Genomic DNA, 14,651 nt, shown 5'->3' on the forward strand with positions numbered 1-14,651 from the left:
TCCTCCGTCATTCGCGTACGGCGTTCTTGACGTTTGTCAGCGCGGTGTTCCAGGCGTTGGCCGGGTTCACCTTGCCCTGCTCGACGCTGGTGAGCGTGTTGAGGAACTCGGTGCCGACGGGGCCGTCCTGCGGACCGAAGTAGAAGGGCTTGATCCCCACCACCGACTGGGTGTAGATCTTGCCGATCGGCGCGTTGCTGAAGAACGGGTCGGTCTTGCCGACCAACTGCGGGTCCGTGTAGACCGACGGCGTGGTGGGCAGCGACCCCTGCATCAGGAAGTGGTCCAGTTGCCCCTTCGGCGACTGCATCTCGGAGATGTAGTTCCAGGCCGCCTTCGCGTTCTTGGCGCGCTTGGGGATGGCGAGGAAGCTGCCACCCCAGTTCCCCGAGCCACCGGGAATGGTGGCGATGTCCCACTTGCCGTTCGTCTCGGGGGCGTTCGTCTTCATCTGGCTGAGCATCCAGGACGGTGAGCACACCACCGCGTAGTCGCCCTTCTTCATGGCCGCGGTCCAGCCGGACGAGAACGACCCCTGCTTGGCGGAGATGCCCGCGCCGAAGGCCTTCAGCGTCACGTCGAACGCCGACTTGACCTGCTCGTTGTCGTAGTCCAGCTTGCGGTCGGCGCTGTAGTAGCGCTGGCTGCCCTGGTTGACCGCCTGGAAGAAGACGCTTGTCGGCGTGTTGTCCACGAACGGCTTCCCGGTCTGCTGGACGTACTTCCTGCCGACGTCGATGAACTTGTCCCACGTCGGCCAGAGCTTGGCGACCTCGTCCCGGTCGGTGGGCAGGCCGGCCGCCTTGAACAGATCGGTCCGGTAGGCGACCGCCAGGCCACCGACGTCGGTCGGCACGCCGATGATCTTGCCGTCCTTGGTCGTCGACTGCGCCATCACCCAGTCGAGGTAGTTGCCCTTGATGTCGCCCGCGCCCAGCGTGGTGAGGTCGACGAAGTTGTCCGGCGACTGCATGAACTTCGGCAGGTCGTCGGCCTGGATCAGCACCAGGTCGGGCACCTTGCCACCGGCCAGCGCGGCGGTCAGCGCCTGCGCGGTCTCGGTCGTGCTGCCCACCTCGGTGAGCTTGACCCGCACGTCCGGGTGCGCCTTGGTGTAGACGTCAACGTCGGCCTTCTGGTTGATGTTGGCGAACGACCAGAACTCGAAGGTCTTCGAGTCGGACGTGCCGTCTGATCCCCCACAGCCGGCGAGGAGGAGCGCGAGGGTGGCGATGACGGCTGCGGTGCTCCGGACGCGTTTCAACGGCCCTCCATCGGTGATCGTGAGCGGCGGTGGTCGGGTGACCGCGGCGGGTCAGGGCGACGGGTTCCCACCAGCGGGCACGCGGGCGGAAGCCGACGGACGGCTCACCGACGGTCAGCCGTGGCCATGTCGTCGCCTCGGAAAATTATCGAGATATTTACATCTGATGATTCGTTCGCTGAGGCTACTCAGTGCCCCGGTCATCCGTCAATGACCTCGCTGCCAGCAGGAGCACCGGACGGCAGGTCAGCATCCCGACCGGCACAGCGCCGAAAGTTTCGGGGCGGGTGACGCCACTCGGCGCGAAGAAAGCCACCACGAGGAGCCGCTGCCCCTCCTGCTCGACCTGGAGGACGCCGCGGCGCCCGTCCGGGTCTCGGAGCGGATCGGGTGGCCGCACTCAAACGTTGGACAGGCGCGCAGTCGCTTGTCGCAGGCCCTGGGCCGGTGCCGGGAACAGCGGCCGGATGCCGCCGTGGTCACGGCGGCGGGAACCCCGCCGGCGCCGACGCGCTCCCCGGGCGGGGCAGGCGGCGGTGGCCGGCACCCCGGAGGCGGGGTGCCGGCCACCGCCGTGCTCACCGGGTCAGCGCGATCCGCACGGCGAGGACGATCAGGATCACTCCGGTCAGCCGCTCGATGACCAGGAGCACCGCCGGGCGGGTCAACCAGGCGTGCAACCTGTCGATGAGCAGGATGTAGCACGCCCACCAGAGCACCGCGAGGCCGATGAACGTCGCGGCGAGCACCGCCGTGCGGGCCGCCGCGCCGTCGCCGGACGTGACGAACTGCGGGACGAACGAGACGTAGAAGATGACCACCTTGACGTTCAGCAGCTGGCTGGTGATGCCCATGACGAACGAGCGACGGGCCACGTGCGGCTCGTCGGCCGCCGAGGCCGGCTCGGGCGGCGCGCTCGGGGTCTCGCCGCCCCCGCCGGCGCCCACCGGGACCGGCTGCGCGGCCGGCACGGGGCGTCGGGGCCGGGTGGCCCAGAGAATGCTGCCCCCCAGGTAGAGCAGGTAGAGGGCACCGGCGATGCGCAGCACGGTGTACAGCCGCGGCGAGGACACCAGCAGCGCCGAGAGCCCGGCCGTGGCGAGCGTGGCGTGCACCAGGGCGGCCACGAAGAGCCCGGCCAGCACCACGAACCCGGCTCGCCGCCCGTACCGCACGGTCTGCCGGGTGACCAGGGCGAAGTCCACCCCGGGCACGACGATGATCAGGATGCTCGCGGCGACGAAGCTGACGAGCTGGATGTCAGACATGTTGGTGGATCTCTTCCTGTGCGACGAGGGCCGGGACGGCCTCCTCGATGACCGACACGCCGCTGTCCCGGCGCGGCCCGTGCCGGCGCCACTGCTCGCGCAGGCGGATCCGCCCGTCCGGCAGCCGCTCGGGACGGGAGACGCACTCGCCGACGACGATGGTGCCGTCGGTGAGCACCTCCAGGTAGGCGAAGCGCACCACCCCCTCGGCGTCGCAGGTCCCGGCCAGCGAGCCGTGCCGCACCGCGCCGCCGGTGATCTCGGCCCAGACCAGGTCGCCGCGCTGGTGGTAGTGCCCGGTCAGCGGCCCGGCGTCGCCGGTCGTGCCGTGGTCGGTGCCGGCCTGGTCGGCGGCGACGAAGACCCGGCCGTCGTAGTCGAAGGAGGCCATCGGGTCACGCCCACCGGGTGCTGAGGAACTCGTCGCGGAACGGGCAGACCACCCGGCCGGCGATCGAGTTGAGCACCATGGCGCTGCGCACCGGCAGGATGCTCAGGTTGGAGTCGACCAGCCCCTGCACGTAACGCCCCCGGTTCAGCACGAAGATCTTGTGCTGGTCGGCGTGCTTCCACCGGATCGAGTAGTCCGACTCGATGACGGGCTGACCCCGCTCGTCGACGTCGACCAGCGCGGTCAACTCCTCGTCGAAGGGCAGCGGGGCCTGCTGCCGCCCCGCGGCGACCACCAGGTGCACCGCCCGGTGCCGCTCCTCGCCGCTGCCGGCGGTGAGGCACTCCAGCTCGATCTCCCCGTCGAGCTGCCGGGCCGCGGTGACGGTGCGGCTCGGCATGATGGTCACCGGGAACCGGCCCGTCCGAAGCCGCTCCTCGTAGTTGTGCTGGTAGATACCGCGCAACGTGCCCGGGGAGATGCCGTCGCTGGTGAGGATCTGCCCGGAGACCAGGCGTTCCCGCACGTCCCGGGAGAGGTTGAGGAACGCCTCCTGGTAGGCCGGCCGGTACAGGTCGTTGGCCGAGGGAGAGTCCTCCAGCGGCGCGAACCACGACCGCCGGCCGATCCAGCGGATGTCCCGGACCCCGCGGGCCAACAGCGCCGCCACGCACTCCGCGCTGGTCTGCCCGCTGCCCATCACGATCCACGGCACGTCCGGCTCGTCGGCCACTGTCGACAGGCGGTGGTGCAACTCGTCGGCGACGAAGACGTGCCGTGGATCCAGGGCGGCGAGGAAGTCCGGCAGGAACGGCACGGTGCCGGTGCCGAGCACCAGGTGCCGGGAGCGGGCGACGGCCACGTCACCGCTGCGACTGACCAACGCGCCGTCGAAGTCGACCCGGTCGATCCGGGTGCCGTAGACGATGTTCGGCAACTGGCCCGCCGCCCAGCTCAGGTACTGCTGGTACTCGATCCGGGGGATCGTGTCGAAACCGGCGCCCAGCAGGGCGTAGACCCGCCCGGTGGTGACCAGGTAGTTGAGGAACGACAGGGGGTGGGTCGGGTCGTAGAGGGACACCAGGTCCTTGACCCAGCCGGTCTGCATCCGCACGCCGCTGTGCAGCATCCCGTCGTGCCAGCCCGGCTGGTCCCGGGACTCGAACAGCGCGATCTCGTGCGGCGCGAGCACGTCGTACATCGCCGCGAGGCTCAGGTTCGCGGGCCCCGCGCCGATCCCCACGGTGTGGTATGTCTGCGTCATCTCTCTGCCTTCGGCTAACCCGTCGGAACCCCGACGGACGATGGGTGGTCCAGCAGAGCGCTGGCTGCGCGTCGGCTGGCGGCCAGGGCGGTCTTGGCGGCGCCCCCGCTCCCGCCGGTGAAGGTGTGCACGGTCCCGGAGACGGCCCGCAGCGCGAGGCCGGGGGGCTCGCTGTAGCAGTCGGCCGCGCTGACCGGCGGGCCCGCCGGGCGCGGGTCCAGGCCGGGCAGCCGCGACGCGGCCACCACTCGGACCCGCGCCGCGAGTTCGGCGTCGGGCGCGGGGGCGGCCGGGTCGACGTCCCAGCGGGAGCTGGGCAGGCCGAGCAGGAGGCGTCCGGGGCCGGCGGGCCGGCCGTAGAGGCCACTGGTCTCGTCCACGAACGACGGCAGGTCGGCGCGGCGCACGGCGTGGTGGGCGTACTGGATGTGCTTGGTGCGCAGGCGGGTGGCCAGCCCGGCGGCCCGCAGCAGTCCCGGGGTCCACGCCCCGGCGGCCACGACCACGAGGTCACCGGCGAGCCGCCGGCCGTCGCGCAACTCCACCGTGTCGCCGTCGAGCCGGGCCATCGGCACGGCCTCGGTCCGGGTCAGCCCGGCCAGCACGGCCCGCCGCAGCCGGTCCGGCACCACGTGGCCGGCCCGGCGCTCCCAGACCCCCACGGCGTGCTCGGGCAGCCCGTCGACGCCGAAGCGGCGGGCGACCTCCGCAGCGGTGAGCACCTCGGCGTCGACCGCGGCGGCACCGGCCCCGATCCCGCCGCCGCCCCCGGCGACGGTGTCCGGTTCGAGCAGGTAGAGCGAGCCGGTGCGCCGCCAGCCGGCCGCCGCCGCCAGGCCGGGGTCGCCCCGCAGCTCGGCGAGGCTGGCGGCGGCCAGGGCGCGGGCGGCCGGCTCCGGCTCGAAGGCCCGGACCAGCCCGCCCGACGCCGCGGTGGCGTCCCGGTACCCGCCGGTCGGGCCGTCGGGCGCCGTGCCGATGAGCACCGCCTCGGCGCCCGCGTCCTGCAACCGCCGGGCCAGCAGGACCCCGGCCAGCCCGGCGCCGACGACGAGCACCCGCGGCTCAGTCACCCGCGCCCGCCGGGAGGGTGCCGCCGACGAGGCCCAGCAGCCGGGCCGCCCGTTCGGGTCGGCTGCCGGCGGCGGCCAGCGCCGCGCGGACCGCGGCGGCCGGGTCGAAGGCGTCCGGGCGCAACGCCCGCTCGCCCCGGGTCAGCTCGATGTCCGCCAGCGCCGCGTCGAGGTGAGGGCCGGCGCCGTCGAGCGCCGCGGTGTAGCCGGCCTTGAACGCCTCGTACGCGGCCGGCAGGAAGTCGGACTCGTAGCTGTCCGGCCGGTCCCAGCTCACGAACGCCCGGACCACCGCCGGGTCCTCGGTGGCCAGGAACTCGTGCGCCCAGATGGCGTGCCCCCGGCTGGTGGAGAACTTCGCGCCGGTGAGCCGGTAGAACTCGTTGACCACCAGCCCGGTCGGCCGCTCGGGCAGCCCGGCGGCCAGGTGCAGGGCGGGGATGAGCACCGCGTAGTAGAAGGCGTTGTCGATGCCGAGGAACAGCCACTGTTCGTCGACGTCGCCCCAGGCGTCGAGGTAACCGGTCAGCGTGTCCACCCCCGGACGCAGGTGGCGGGCCGGCAGCACCAGGTTGGCCAGCGCCATCTCGGCCCAGACGTCCACCCGCAGGCCGTCGCCCCACTCGATGCCCCAGTCGCTCGGGTAGGCCAGCGCGACGTCCGGCAGCCCCGTGTCGAGGTACGCCGCGACCAGCCGGCGCAGCCGGGGCGGCAGGACCGCCCGGGACCAGAACTCGCACAGCCGCTCCCGGTGCTCCTCCAGCCGGAGGACCGGCACCTGGTGGGTCACCGGCTCCGGGGCGGCCGAGCAGCAGGTCGAGCGGGCGTCGACCAGGTCCGCCGCGGCGAGGAAGCTGCCGCACCCCTCACAGGTGCCGCCGGCCGCCCCCGCCCCGCAGCGCGGGCAGGCCCCCACGACCCGGGCGTGGTGCAGGATCCGGTGACAGCCGGCGCAGGCGCGCAGCGACATCGGGGCCAGCTCGACGACCTTCGCCTCGACCAGCTCGGTGAGCAGCCGGGCCACGGCGTCGCGGTAGCCCGCGTCGACCAGCGGGTCGACCATCACGTCGTACCCGATGCGCGCCGCGCGCAGCGCCTCGCCCACCAGCGCGCCGTAGTGCGCGGCGGTGTCCGCGGGTGCCTCGCCGCGCGCCTCGGCCCGGGCCGGCACGTAGTTCTGGTGGGCGTCCAGGCCGCACTGGGTCAGGACCCGGCGGCCGTCGGCGCGCAGCGCGCGGGCCGCGATGTCCCCGGCGACGTACGGGCCGGAGAGGTGCCCGACGTGCAGCGGCCCGTTCGGTGTCGGCGGCGGCGTCACCACGAGGACCACCCCGGCGGGGGCGGCGCCGTCAGTCACGGCCCGCCCCGGCGTCCCGGCCGCCCTCGGCGTCGGCGTCGGTGGTCCGGGGCATCCAGTAGATGCTCAGGATGGTCAGCGGGACCTCCGGGGAGGGGTTGTGGATCACGTGGGACCGCTCGGGGTCGAGCAGGATCACCCCGCCGGTCGGCACCTCGACCTTCTCCCCGGCCGCCTCGTAGATGGCGGTGCCCCGGGTCACCACCGCGAACTCGACCTCCGGGTGCACGTCCTCGGCGCTGCTGGCACCGGGCGGGATCACGCACCACATCGCGTCGAACGGCAGCGGCCCCAGGTCGCGGTACTGCTTCCAGCGGCCGATCTGAATGCCGTACTCGTCGGTGAGCTGCGCGGTGTCGCTGACGTACTTCCGCATGCTTGTCCTCCTGATCGCGGGTGACCTGAGCGGCAGGGCCGTGGGTCGGCGCCGACGGCCCGCCGGGGGCGGCGGTCGTCGGCGTGACGGCGGGTTCGCGTCCCGCCGGCGTCGTGGCGCGGGCCGGTCGGCGGCGTGCCACCGGCCGGGGCGGGGCCCGCGCCGGCGGCCCGGCGGTGACGGCGGCGCGGGCGTCCCCACCGGGGGCGGGGACCGGCCCCGGGCCCGGCGCGCGCCGGGCGGCGCGGTGCGTGACCAAGCCACGATGGGTCACGGCGGACCGCTGCTCGAAACACCGCCTCCCCGGCTCCGATTGATTCGCCGCGGCGAATGGCGGCACTGCCACTGTCGGCGTAGGGTCGCTCTGCGAACAGGCAGACAACCGGCAGTTCAACGGCAACATCTCGGCCGACTCCCGGATCAGTGGCCCCGGCTACGGCGTACCGTCGGCACGAATCGGCCAGACCCGCACGGAGCAGGCGAGTGGGGATGGCATGGTGATCGACTACCCGGTTACCCTGAGTGATGAGATCGTCGCGGCCCGACAGCGGGCCCACCTCACCCAGGAGGAGTTGGCGGCCCGGACGGGGCTGAGCGTGCGCAGCATCCGCAACCTGGAGTCGGCGCGGGTGCTGCGGCCCCGGCCCGCCACCGTCCGACTGATCCGCGACGCGCTCGGCCTGCCCGGCCCGCCCGGCCCGTCATCGCCACCGCCCCGGCCGCGGCCGATGCAACTGCCGCTGGACGTGCCCGGCTTCACCGGCCGCGTCGCCCAGCTCGCCCAACTCGACCGGCTCTTCGACGGTGGCCCCCGGCAGATGTCCACCGTGGTGGTTTGCGTCCTCATCGGCCGCGCCGGGATCGGCAAGACCGCACTGGCGCTGCACTGGGCGCACCGGTTCGCGACCCGTTTCGCCGACGGGGTGCTCCACATCGACCTGAGCGGCAACCGGACACAAAGGTCACCGGCGTCGCCCTCGGACGCGCTGGGCTGCCTCATCGAGGCGCTCGCCGGGCCGGCCGGCGGCATCCCGCGTGGCCTCGACGCCCGGGTCGGGCTGTACCGCAGCCTGCTCGCCGGACGGCGGATGCTCATCGTGCTCGACGACGCGCGGGACGCCGACCAGGTCCGGCCACTCCTGCCCGGCGCGGCCGGGTGCATGGTGCTGGTGACCAGCCGGGACCGGCTCACCGGGCTGGTCGCCGGAGAGGTCGCGCACCCCGTCGTGCTCGACCGCCTCGCCCCGGAGGAGGCGTACGAGCTGCTGCGGGCCCGCCTCGGCGCGCACCGCCTCGCGACGGAACCCGAGGCGGTACGCGGGATAGTGGCCCACTGCCAGGGCGTGCCCCGGGCGCTGGCGGTGGTGGCGGCCTGCGCGGCCGTCCAGCCCGGGGTGTCGCTCACCGAGCTGGCGCGGCAACTGCGCTAGCGGCGCCGGTCGGCAACCCGGCCCGCGCCGGTGCTTTCAGGACCGGTCGGCGCGGGTCCCGGCGCGTGCGGCCACGTGCGCCGGCACCGCCACGGTCGCGGGCAGCGCGGGATCGGTCAGCGGCTGCTGCCACGTCGCGACCAGGGGAAGCTCACCGGCCCAGAGGCCGAGCGCGGCGTCCGGGCCGGCGCCGTCGTCGGGCGGGCCGCTGCGGGTCTTGACCGACGCCTCGGCCAGTGGCAGCGCCAGCAGGACCGTAGCCGCGAGCTCCTTGCCGTTCGGCCCGCGGGTGTAGTCCCACTGGCCCGGCGCGACGTGCTCGGTCAGCAACCGCAGGCCGTACCGCTTCTCCTCGGCGTCGACGACCCTGCGCGGGGTCCCGTAGACCATCGCGCTGCGGTAGTTGACCCCGTGCTCGAAGACCGAACGGGCCAGGACCAGCCCGTCGACGACCGTGACCGTGGCGCAGACCTCGGCGTCGGTGGTGAGGCTCCGGCTGGCCACCGAGCCGTGCAGGAACAGGTGCGTGGTGTCGAAGCCGTAGACGGTCGGCACCACCATCGGACAGCCGTCCACCAGCGCGCCGAGGTGGCAGACGAGACCGGCCCGCAGCACCTCGAAGAGGGCGGCGCGGTCGCCGCGTCCCTTCTGGCTCATGCGGCGCAGCCGGGTGCGGGGGGTTGCGGACAACGGCGCGTCGGCGTCGCTCATGACTCGTCTCCCGTCGGTCGGAACGGACCCGGGCGCGAGCGTACTCACCGGCCGGTGCCCTCCGCCTCCTCGACCGGCGCCTGGCGGCTCAGCGGTGGTCCTCGGCGGGGTCCCGGTCCGGCCAGCTGTGTGGCGGCGGGGTTGGCTGAGGTTCTGGTCGCGGTGTCAGATCCGCTGTGAGGCCCTGCTGGCAGTGCTGGCAGGCAATACCCTCGACCATGAGCCCCGGCTTCCTCCGGCACGTCGAACGCTCGGGCTCGACCGGTCCGCGCTCGCTGCTCGACTCGAGAGGCACAACAATGCCCGGTACAACCGCACCCGTCACGTATCTCATCGTGGACGGGGAGAACATCGATGCCACTCTCGGCAACAGTGTTCTGGAGCGCCGGCCGGCCCCTGCGGAGCGACCCCGGTGGGAGCGTCTGCGGGACTTCGCGCGGGACACGTGGCAGCAGCCGGTGAAGGCACTGTTCTTCCTCAACGCCTCGGGCGGCGGTCTGCCGATGCCCTTCGTCCGGGCCCTCCTGAGCATGGACTACCGCCCCGTCCCGCTCGCTGGTTCGTCGGATCAGAAGGTGGTGGACATCGGCATCCAGCGGACGTTGGAGGCTATCGCCCGACGCTCGGGCAATGTGATGCTCGCCAGCCACGACGGCGATTTCCTGCCGCAGGTCGACGAGCTCCTACGAGGTGATCATCAGGTCGCGATCGTCGGGTTCACGGAGTTCCTCAACGCCGGCTTCGCGGACCTTCCGGGCCTGCATGTATTCGACATCGAGGAGGATGCGGGCTGCTTCACCAACGTCCTTCCTCGGGTTCGCATCATCGACCTTGAAAGCTTCGACCCTGAGCGCTTCTTGTAGGCCGGACAGCATCCGCGCCTGCTCGCGGTATGAGCGCATGTCCGCAGCGCAACGTCTAGGGTGTTGCCGTGATCCTCGTGGCGGCGCGAGCCGCCGCTGACCACTGATGAGTCGGCCGAGCTGGAATCGCAGCTCGCTGTCGAGCTTCCCGCCGAGTACGCACGGAAGTAGCGGCAGAACCGGATACCCGTCGAGGATTACCTGGATCACAACTATCCTGCCGTCATGTCGCTCAACTTCGGTATCCCCGGCTACCAGCCAGCCTGGCGCCGGGGAGTCGTCGACGTCACGAGGCGGCACGCTGGGCGACTGCTAGGCCGTCCGTGACCGACATCGTCAGCGTGGGGCGGGACGGCGCACCGATCTGGCCGGTCGCGGGCCACCAGGTGACCACGTCGAGCAACGCCCCGACCAGTTCGTCGACGGCATCGTTCCCGCCCTGACGCCGTATCCACCAGGCTGACGCGGCGAGCATCCCGCACAGGGCCCTGCGGTCCACCCCGGTCGGCCAGGTGCGGGGCAGGTCGCCGCCGCCCAGGGCGGTCGTCCCCGGCCATTCGTCTCCGAGTCGCCGCAGGATCGTGGCCTGGGCGCTGGCACGCGAGGCAGGGCCACGGGCCCGGGTGACCCGCGCGTACAACTCGACGAGCTCGTCACGCTCCAGCACGCCGACGGCGGAGGCGAAGCCGGCGTCCGGCGCCCAGGAGGTCGAGGCGTCCGGCGTATGACAGCTGATCAGCCGCTCCGCCAGAGTCTCGAACCGAACGGCGTCGTCCCGACGCATCCGGGCCAGGAACGGGAGGATGCCCCGCTCACTCGCGAGCTCCACCTCCGTCATCCGGAGGGCGTGCGCGAACATCTCGGGTGCCAGGACGGCTGCGGCGTCCGGCGCCAGCCGCCTGGCGAATGCGATGACCACGCTGAGGCGGAAACCATCATCCAGCTCGTCTTCCATCATCGCCCGGAGCGCCCTCCGGCGCTGATCCCCGTCGAGGCTGGGAGCCAGGACGACGAGCACCTGATAGTTACGCCGCCCGGGCGAGTCCGCGAGCGTCATCGCCAGGGCCTCCTCGACGACGGACGCCGGCAGCGGAGCACCGAACGCCTCAAGGACGACCGCGTCCCACTCACCGCTGACAGCCAGTAACGCACGCAGCGCCGTGGTTGCCGCTTCGGTGGCTCCCGCCCGGTACAGGTACCCGAGCGTGCGGGCGTCCGCCGAGTGGGACCGGTTGGTGGTCCCACCCTGCCACCGGGCGGTCGCCAGCATCGTCAGTACCGCTCCGGTCAGGGAACTCCGCTCGGCATCGGGCAGGTGACGGCTCAGACCCGCGAGGGCCTGCGCGCGCAGCGGACCGTCGCGGCGGGCGAGCAGGAGGTCACACGCGCGGCGTACCTGTTCCACCGGCACCAGTTCCGCGAAGCGGAGCAGCGGCGACACCTCGTCCTCGTCGATCAGTGGCATGTGCTCGGCGGCGTACGTGAAGACACCGTCGAGAAGCTCGTCCTGGCCGGTGGAACGGAGTCGCGACACCAGACCGGGCGCCCAGAGCGCCATCTGCGCGGCGCTCTCCGGGTCATCGCCCACCGCGGCGGCCCAGGCCCGTGGCAGCGCCTGATCCGGCAGCGCCCCGCTGAGCGCCTCCACGGCCCGCGCGACGCCCCCGAGGCCGTACACCCGCTCTGCGCTGATCATCGTCGTGCTCAGGCCGGGGTCCGCCGAGGCCATGGTCAACGGCCGCCACACCGGCTGTTTCCGCGCCCAGAGAGGCACCGAGCGTGACCCGGACTCCAGCAGCGCCAGCGCGTCCACGGCGACCTCCGAGGACAGCAGGGGGGCGAGCCTCGCCACCGCGTCGGCAAGGGTCCGCGACTCCGGGATCCCGCGGACGAAGGTCAGGACGCGCCTCCCGGTCCGGCTACGTGCCTCGGGGGGAAGAACCCGTCCGATCTCGGCTACGGCGGACAGGTCGTCCAGCCGTACCGGGCTCGACGTGCTGTCGGCGACGGCCTGTCGCAGCACGTCCTCGGGAAGGTGCGGAGCGAGCACGTTGAGTGCCGTCACCCGGGCGCCTGACTCGACGGCGTCCTCCGTGTTCACCGCGCGCAGTGCCGCCCCGAGCTCCTCCTCGCTCAGCTGCGGCGCGATGATCGCGAGCGTCTGCGCGTACCTGGGGTCGTCGTCCCATGCCTCAATGGCTTCCGCGACGTACCGGCGACGCGTCTCCGGGGAGAGATACCTGACCAGGTGTGGTCGGGCGTCCAAGGCGAGTGGGTGGTCGATCCGGACCGGCAGCCGTTCGATCTTCGGGATCGCCGCCATCTCCTGCTCGGCGTAGTCGCGTGCCTCCTCCGGCGGCAGCCGGTCGAGCATCGCGCCGAGCAGAAGGTGTCGGACCGCGGCATCCAGCAGCCGACCCGACTCTCCGTCGGGCGGGAACAACTCGCTCAGCCAACCTCGCACCTCGGTGGTGGACAGTTGTCCGCAGAGCGCGTACAGCAGATTCGGCGAGCGGAAGTCCAACCTGAACCGCAGCGCCAACTCCAGCAGGGCGGGCACTTCCGACCTGCCCCAGTCGAGGTGCGCGGCCACATGGAGCATGCGGGCGGCGACCTCCATGTCCACGCCCTTCTCCAGCACCCACCGCAGTCGCTCGATGCCGCCGGTGGGCCGGGGACCAGGCGTGGCGGGCCTGTCCCCCGGTCCGTCAGGCCGGTTCCCGAGCAGGGTCAGCACGTCGTCGAAAACCGCCTCGGTGACGGGCACGTGCTGGAGCAGGGCGATCAGCTGGTCCCGGCCCGGCTCGTACTTTCCCGAGCCGAGGATCCGTAACGCCTTGCGCGCGCCGGCCCCCCGGTCCGGGTGCAGAAACAGGGTGACGACAGCCCGGACGAACTTCCGGTTGCCGTAGCGGTCCTGCAACAGATGATGGTGCAGCAGGTCCGTCAGCGCGTCGTGCGGCAGCCGGGCGGCCGCGGTGGCCAGTGGCCCGGGCAGCAGTCGGCCGTTGTCGGTGTCGAGGGCCAGTTCGACCACGACCGGAACGAGTTCGTCGGCCAGGAGCGGCAGGATCGCCTCCAGCACGGCGGAGCGTTCCTGGCTGCCGTACGAGGCGGCGAGGCTGAGCACGTCCGGATGCGTGCGCTCCGGCAGGTCCGGTACGAGAAGTCGAACCCCCGTCGCCTGATGATCCGGATTGCTCATGATCGCGACACGCTGGAAGCCCTGCTCGACGGTCCAGTGTCCCCGAGTGACCATCTCCCGCACCAGCCCGGGCGGGATGGCCGTCACCGCCGAGGTCACGCTCGCCCGGATGAGGCGGTACCGCAACCGGAGCGTGAGCCGCCCGGTCGCCGCCTCCGCCAACTCGACATCACGCAGATAGCTGCCGACATCACCGGCCTGCGCGTGCACCGCGTACCAGAGATTCTCCCGACCCCGGCTCAGCGCGAGCAGGCGGTGCAGGTCCGCGTCCCGGCCGGTCGCCAACAGGTGCGACGCCAGATGCCGGACGGGATACCCACCGTCCGCGCCGGCCAGCTCCGGCCGGGCCACCAGGGTCCCGAGCCCGGACTCCAGGCCACCCCACGCCGCCAGGTAGCGGTCGCAGACACGGGCGTGAGCGGCCCGGGCCGCCTGCCGGAGGGTCGCGTCGGACGCGCCCGACAGGTACTCCCGGAGACTCGGGTGGTGGGGCGCGAAGCGGGCCGGCTCGTCCACCTCCTCACCGGGGCCGACGACCGTGCAGAAGGGCCGCAGCCCGTCGCGCATGAGAGCGTCCACGAGGGACGGCTCGTCCAGCCCGGCGAGCGAGCAGAGAGTGCGGGCGTCCACCGGCTCGCCGGCCACGCCGAGCGCCGCGAGCAGTCGGACGCGTCGCTCGTCGTACTGCCTGTCCCCGCCGAGGCAGAGCGACAGGACGCGGTGCTGGTAGTAGGCCTCCAAGCCTTCCGGCAACCCGGGAAGATCCCGAATCCTCCGCGGATCCTGACCGATGGATTCGATCACGTAGTGGGCGTAGACCCACGACCCTCGACTGCGTTCCAGGATCCGCAGGGCGAAGGCCTCCTCGGTGACGCCGTGTCCGTCGAGCGCCCGGGCGACACGGGGGTCGTTCCGCGCACGGTCACGGAGGAAACCCTCCAGAGCCGCACCATTCCCCGGCGATTCCGGCAACAACGCCACACGACGTGTCTGGTCCCACGGAAGGTTCCTCAGTCGCCCGGTCCGCGCGGTCACGACGACGTACACGCGTTCCGGAAGCCACTGCGGCAGCCCGAACGGCAACTCGGTGGCGGGATACTCGTGGGCGGCGTCCAGCGCGTCGACGACCACGACGATGGGCCGTGTCGGCCCCTGCTCGTTGCGCCGTCGCGCCGCCTGCTCGATGACGTCGGCCAGCCACCCGGCCTCTCTGCTGGAGTCGGAGAGCCAACCACCGGGGGCGAGATCGTCCAACGTCCACGTGGTGATGAGTTGAGCGCCCAGGCTGCGCACGACTGTCGCCGTCAGTCCCGCTCCGGCGCCGTTCTGCACGAAGTGCGCGGCGTCCGTCTCCGGTCGCGCCTCGACCCACGCCGCGAAAGCCGACTTCCCCATGCCGGGCTCGGCCTCCACCGCGAAGTATCCACGATCCTGTTCTGCCATGAACCG

The 14,651-nt window shown here is 72.4% G+C and carries 11 protein-coding genes; 2 read left to right on the forward strand and 9 right to left on the reverse strand.

Features of this window, described 5'->3' with window-relative positions; all coding sequences use genetic code 11:
* Positions 1–7: 7 nt before the first annotated feature.
* From AB0B02_RS03670 to AB0B02_RS03700, 7 genes are all read right to left on the reverse strand, one after another.
* Entirely contained in the window at positions 8–1,264 is a 1,257-nt protein-coding gene (locus tag AB0B02_RS03670) for an ABC transporter substrate-binding protein (protein ID WP_281935032.1), read from the reverse strand.
* A gap of 578 nt (positions 1,265–1,842) precedes the next feature.
* Complete coding sequence (locus AB0B02_RS03675; protein WP_357296605.1) at positions 1,843–2,532, reverse strand: LysE family translocator; 690 nt, start codon at positions 2,530–2,532, stop codon at positions 1,843–1,845.
* On the reverse strand, positions 2,525–2,923 hold the full coding sequence (locus AB0B02_RS03680; RefSeq protein ID WP_281935036.1) for a hypothetical protein: 399 nt from the start codon (positions 2,921–2,923) through the stop codon (positions 2,525–2,527). The genes AB0B02_RS03675 and AB0B02_RS03680 overlap by 8 nt, the downstream gene beginning before the upstream one ends.
* A gap of 4 nt (positions 2,924–2,927) precedes the next feature.
* Positions 2,928–4,187, reverse strand: coding sequence for a SidA/IucD/PvdA family monooxygenase (locus AB0B02_RS03685; protein WP_281935038.1), 1,260 nt, complete (start codon positions 4,185–4,187; stop codon positions 2,928–2,930).
* Between the two features lie 14 nt (positions 4,188–4,201).
* Complete coding sequence (locus tag AB0B02_RS03690) at positions 4,202–5,260, reverse strand: FAD-dependent oxidoreductase (RefSeq protein WP_281935039.1); 1,059 nt, start codon at positions 5,258–5,260, stop codon at positions 4,202–4,204.
* Entirely contained in the window at positions 5,253–6,617 is a 1,365-nt protein-coding gene (locus AB0B02_RS03695; RefSeq protein WP_281935041.1) for a class I tRNA ligase family protein, read from the reverse strand. The genes AB0B02_RS03690 and AB0B02_RS03695 overlap by 8 nt, the downstream gene beginning before the upstream one ends.
* Complete coding sequence (locus tag AB0B02_RS03700) at positions 6,610–6,993, reverse strand: cupin domain-containing protein (RefSeq protein ID WP_281935043.1); 384 nt, start codon at positions 6,991–6,993, stop codon at positions 6,610–6,612. Before AB0B02_RS03700 ends, AB0B02_RS03695 begins: the two co-directional genes overlap by 8 nt.
* A 497-nt stretch (positions 6,994–7,490) precedes the next feature.
* Here AB0B02_RS03700 and AB0B02_RS03705 point away from each other — a divergent pair, with 497 nt between their 5' ends.
* Positions 7,491–8,423 carry an NB-ARC domain-containing protein gene (locus AB0B02_RS03705; RefSeq protein WP_357296606.1) on the forward strand — a complete coding sequence of 311 codons (933 nt, stop codon included), beginning with the start codon at positions 7,491–7,493 and terminating at the stop codon, positions 8,421–8,423.
* Between the two features lie 36 nt (positions 8,424–8,459).
* Here the strand turns inward: AB0B02_RS03705 and AB0B02_RS03710 are convergent, their stop codons facing one another.
* Positions 8,460–9,134: a pyridoxamine 5'-phosphate oxidase family protein gene (locus AB0B02_RS03710; RefSeq protein ID WP_281935047.1), complete on the reverse strand. Its 675-nt coding sequence runs from the start codon at positions 9,132–9,134 to the stop codon at positions 8,460–8,462.
* Between the two features lie 218 nt (positions 9,135–9,352).
* Here AB0B02_RS03710 and AB0B02_RS03715 point away from each other — a divergent pair, with 218 nt between their 5' ends.
* Positions 9,353–9,997: an NYN domain-containing protein gene (locus AB0B02_RS03715; protein ID WP_357296607.1), complete on the forward strand. Its 645-nt coding sequence runs from the start codon at positions 9,353–9,355 to the stop codon at positions 9,995–9,997.
* A 286-nt stretch (positions 9,998–10,283) separates the two neighbouring features.
* Here the strand turns inward: AB0B02_RS03715 and AB0B02_RS03720 are convergent, their stop codons facing one another.
* Positions 10,284–14,645 carry a hypothetical protein gene (locus AB0B02_RS03720; protein WP_357296608.1) on the reverse strand — a complete coding sequence of 1,454 codons (4,362 nt, stop codon included), beginning with the start codon at positions 14,643–14,645 and terminating at the stop codon, positions 10,284–10,286.
* Positions 14,646–14,651: the final 6 nt, after the last annotated feature.

The sequence above is a fragment of the Micromonospora sp. NPDC049240 genome (assembly GCF_040647835.1).
Classification (GTDB): Bacteria; Actinomycetota; Actinomycetes; order Mycobacteriales; family Micromonosporaceae; genus Micromonospora.

Coding starts and splice junctions, on each gene's coding strand:
- AB0B02_RS03720 (WP_357296608.1), bottom strand. CDS start 14,645: ATGGCAGAACAGGATCGTGGATACTTCGCGGTGGAGGCCGAGCCCGGC.
- AB0B02_RS03675 (WP_357296605.1), bottom strand. CDS start 2,532: ATGTCTGACATCCAGCTCGTCAGCTTCGTCGCCGCGAGCATCCTGATC.
- AB0B02_RS03715 (WP_357296607.1), top strand. CDS start 9,353: ATGAGCCCCGGCTTCCTCCGGCACGTCGAACGCTCGGGCTCGACCGGT.
- AB0B02_RS03700 (WP_281935043.1), bottom strand. CDS start 6,993: ATGCGGAAGTACGTCAGCGACACCGCGCAGCTCACCGACGAGTACGGC.
- AB0B02_RS03685 (WP_281935038.1), bottom strand. CDS start 4,187: ATGACGCAGACATACCACACCGTGGGGATCGGCGCGGGGCCCGCGAAC.
- AB0B02_RS03680 (WP_281935036.1), bottom strand. CDS start 2,923: ATGGCCTCCTTCGACTACGACGGCCGGGTCTTCGTCGCCGCCGACCAG.
- AB0B02_RS03710 (WP_281935047.1), bottom strand. CDS start 9,134: ATGAGCGACGCCGACGCGCCGTTGTCCGCAACCCCCCGCACCCGGCTG.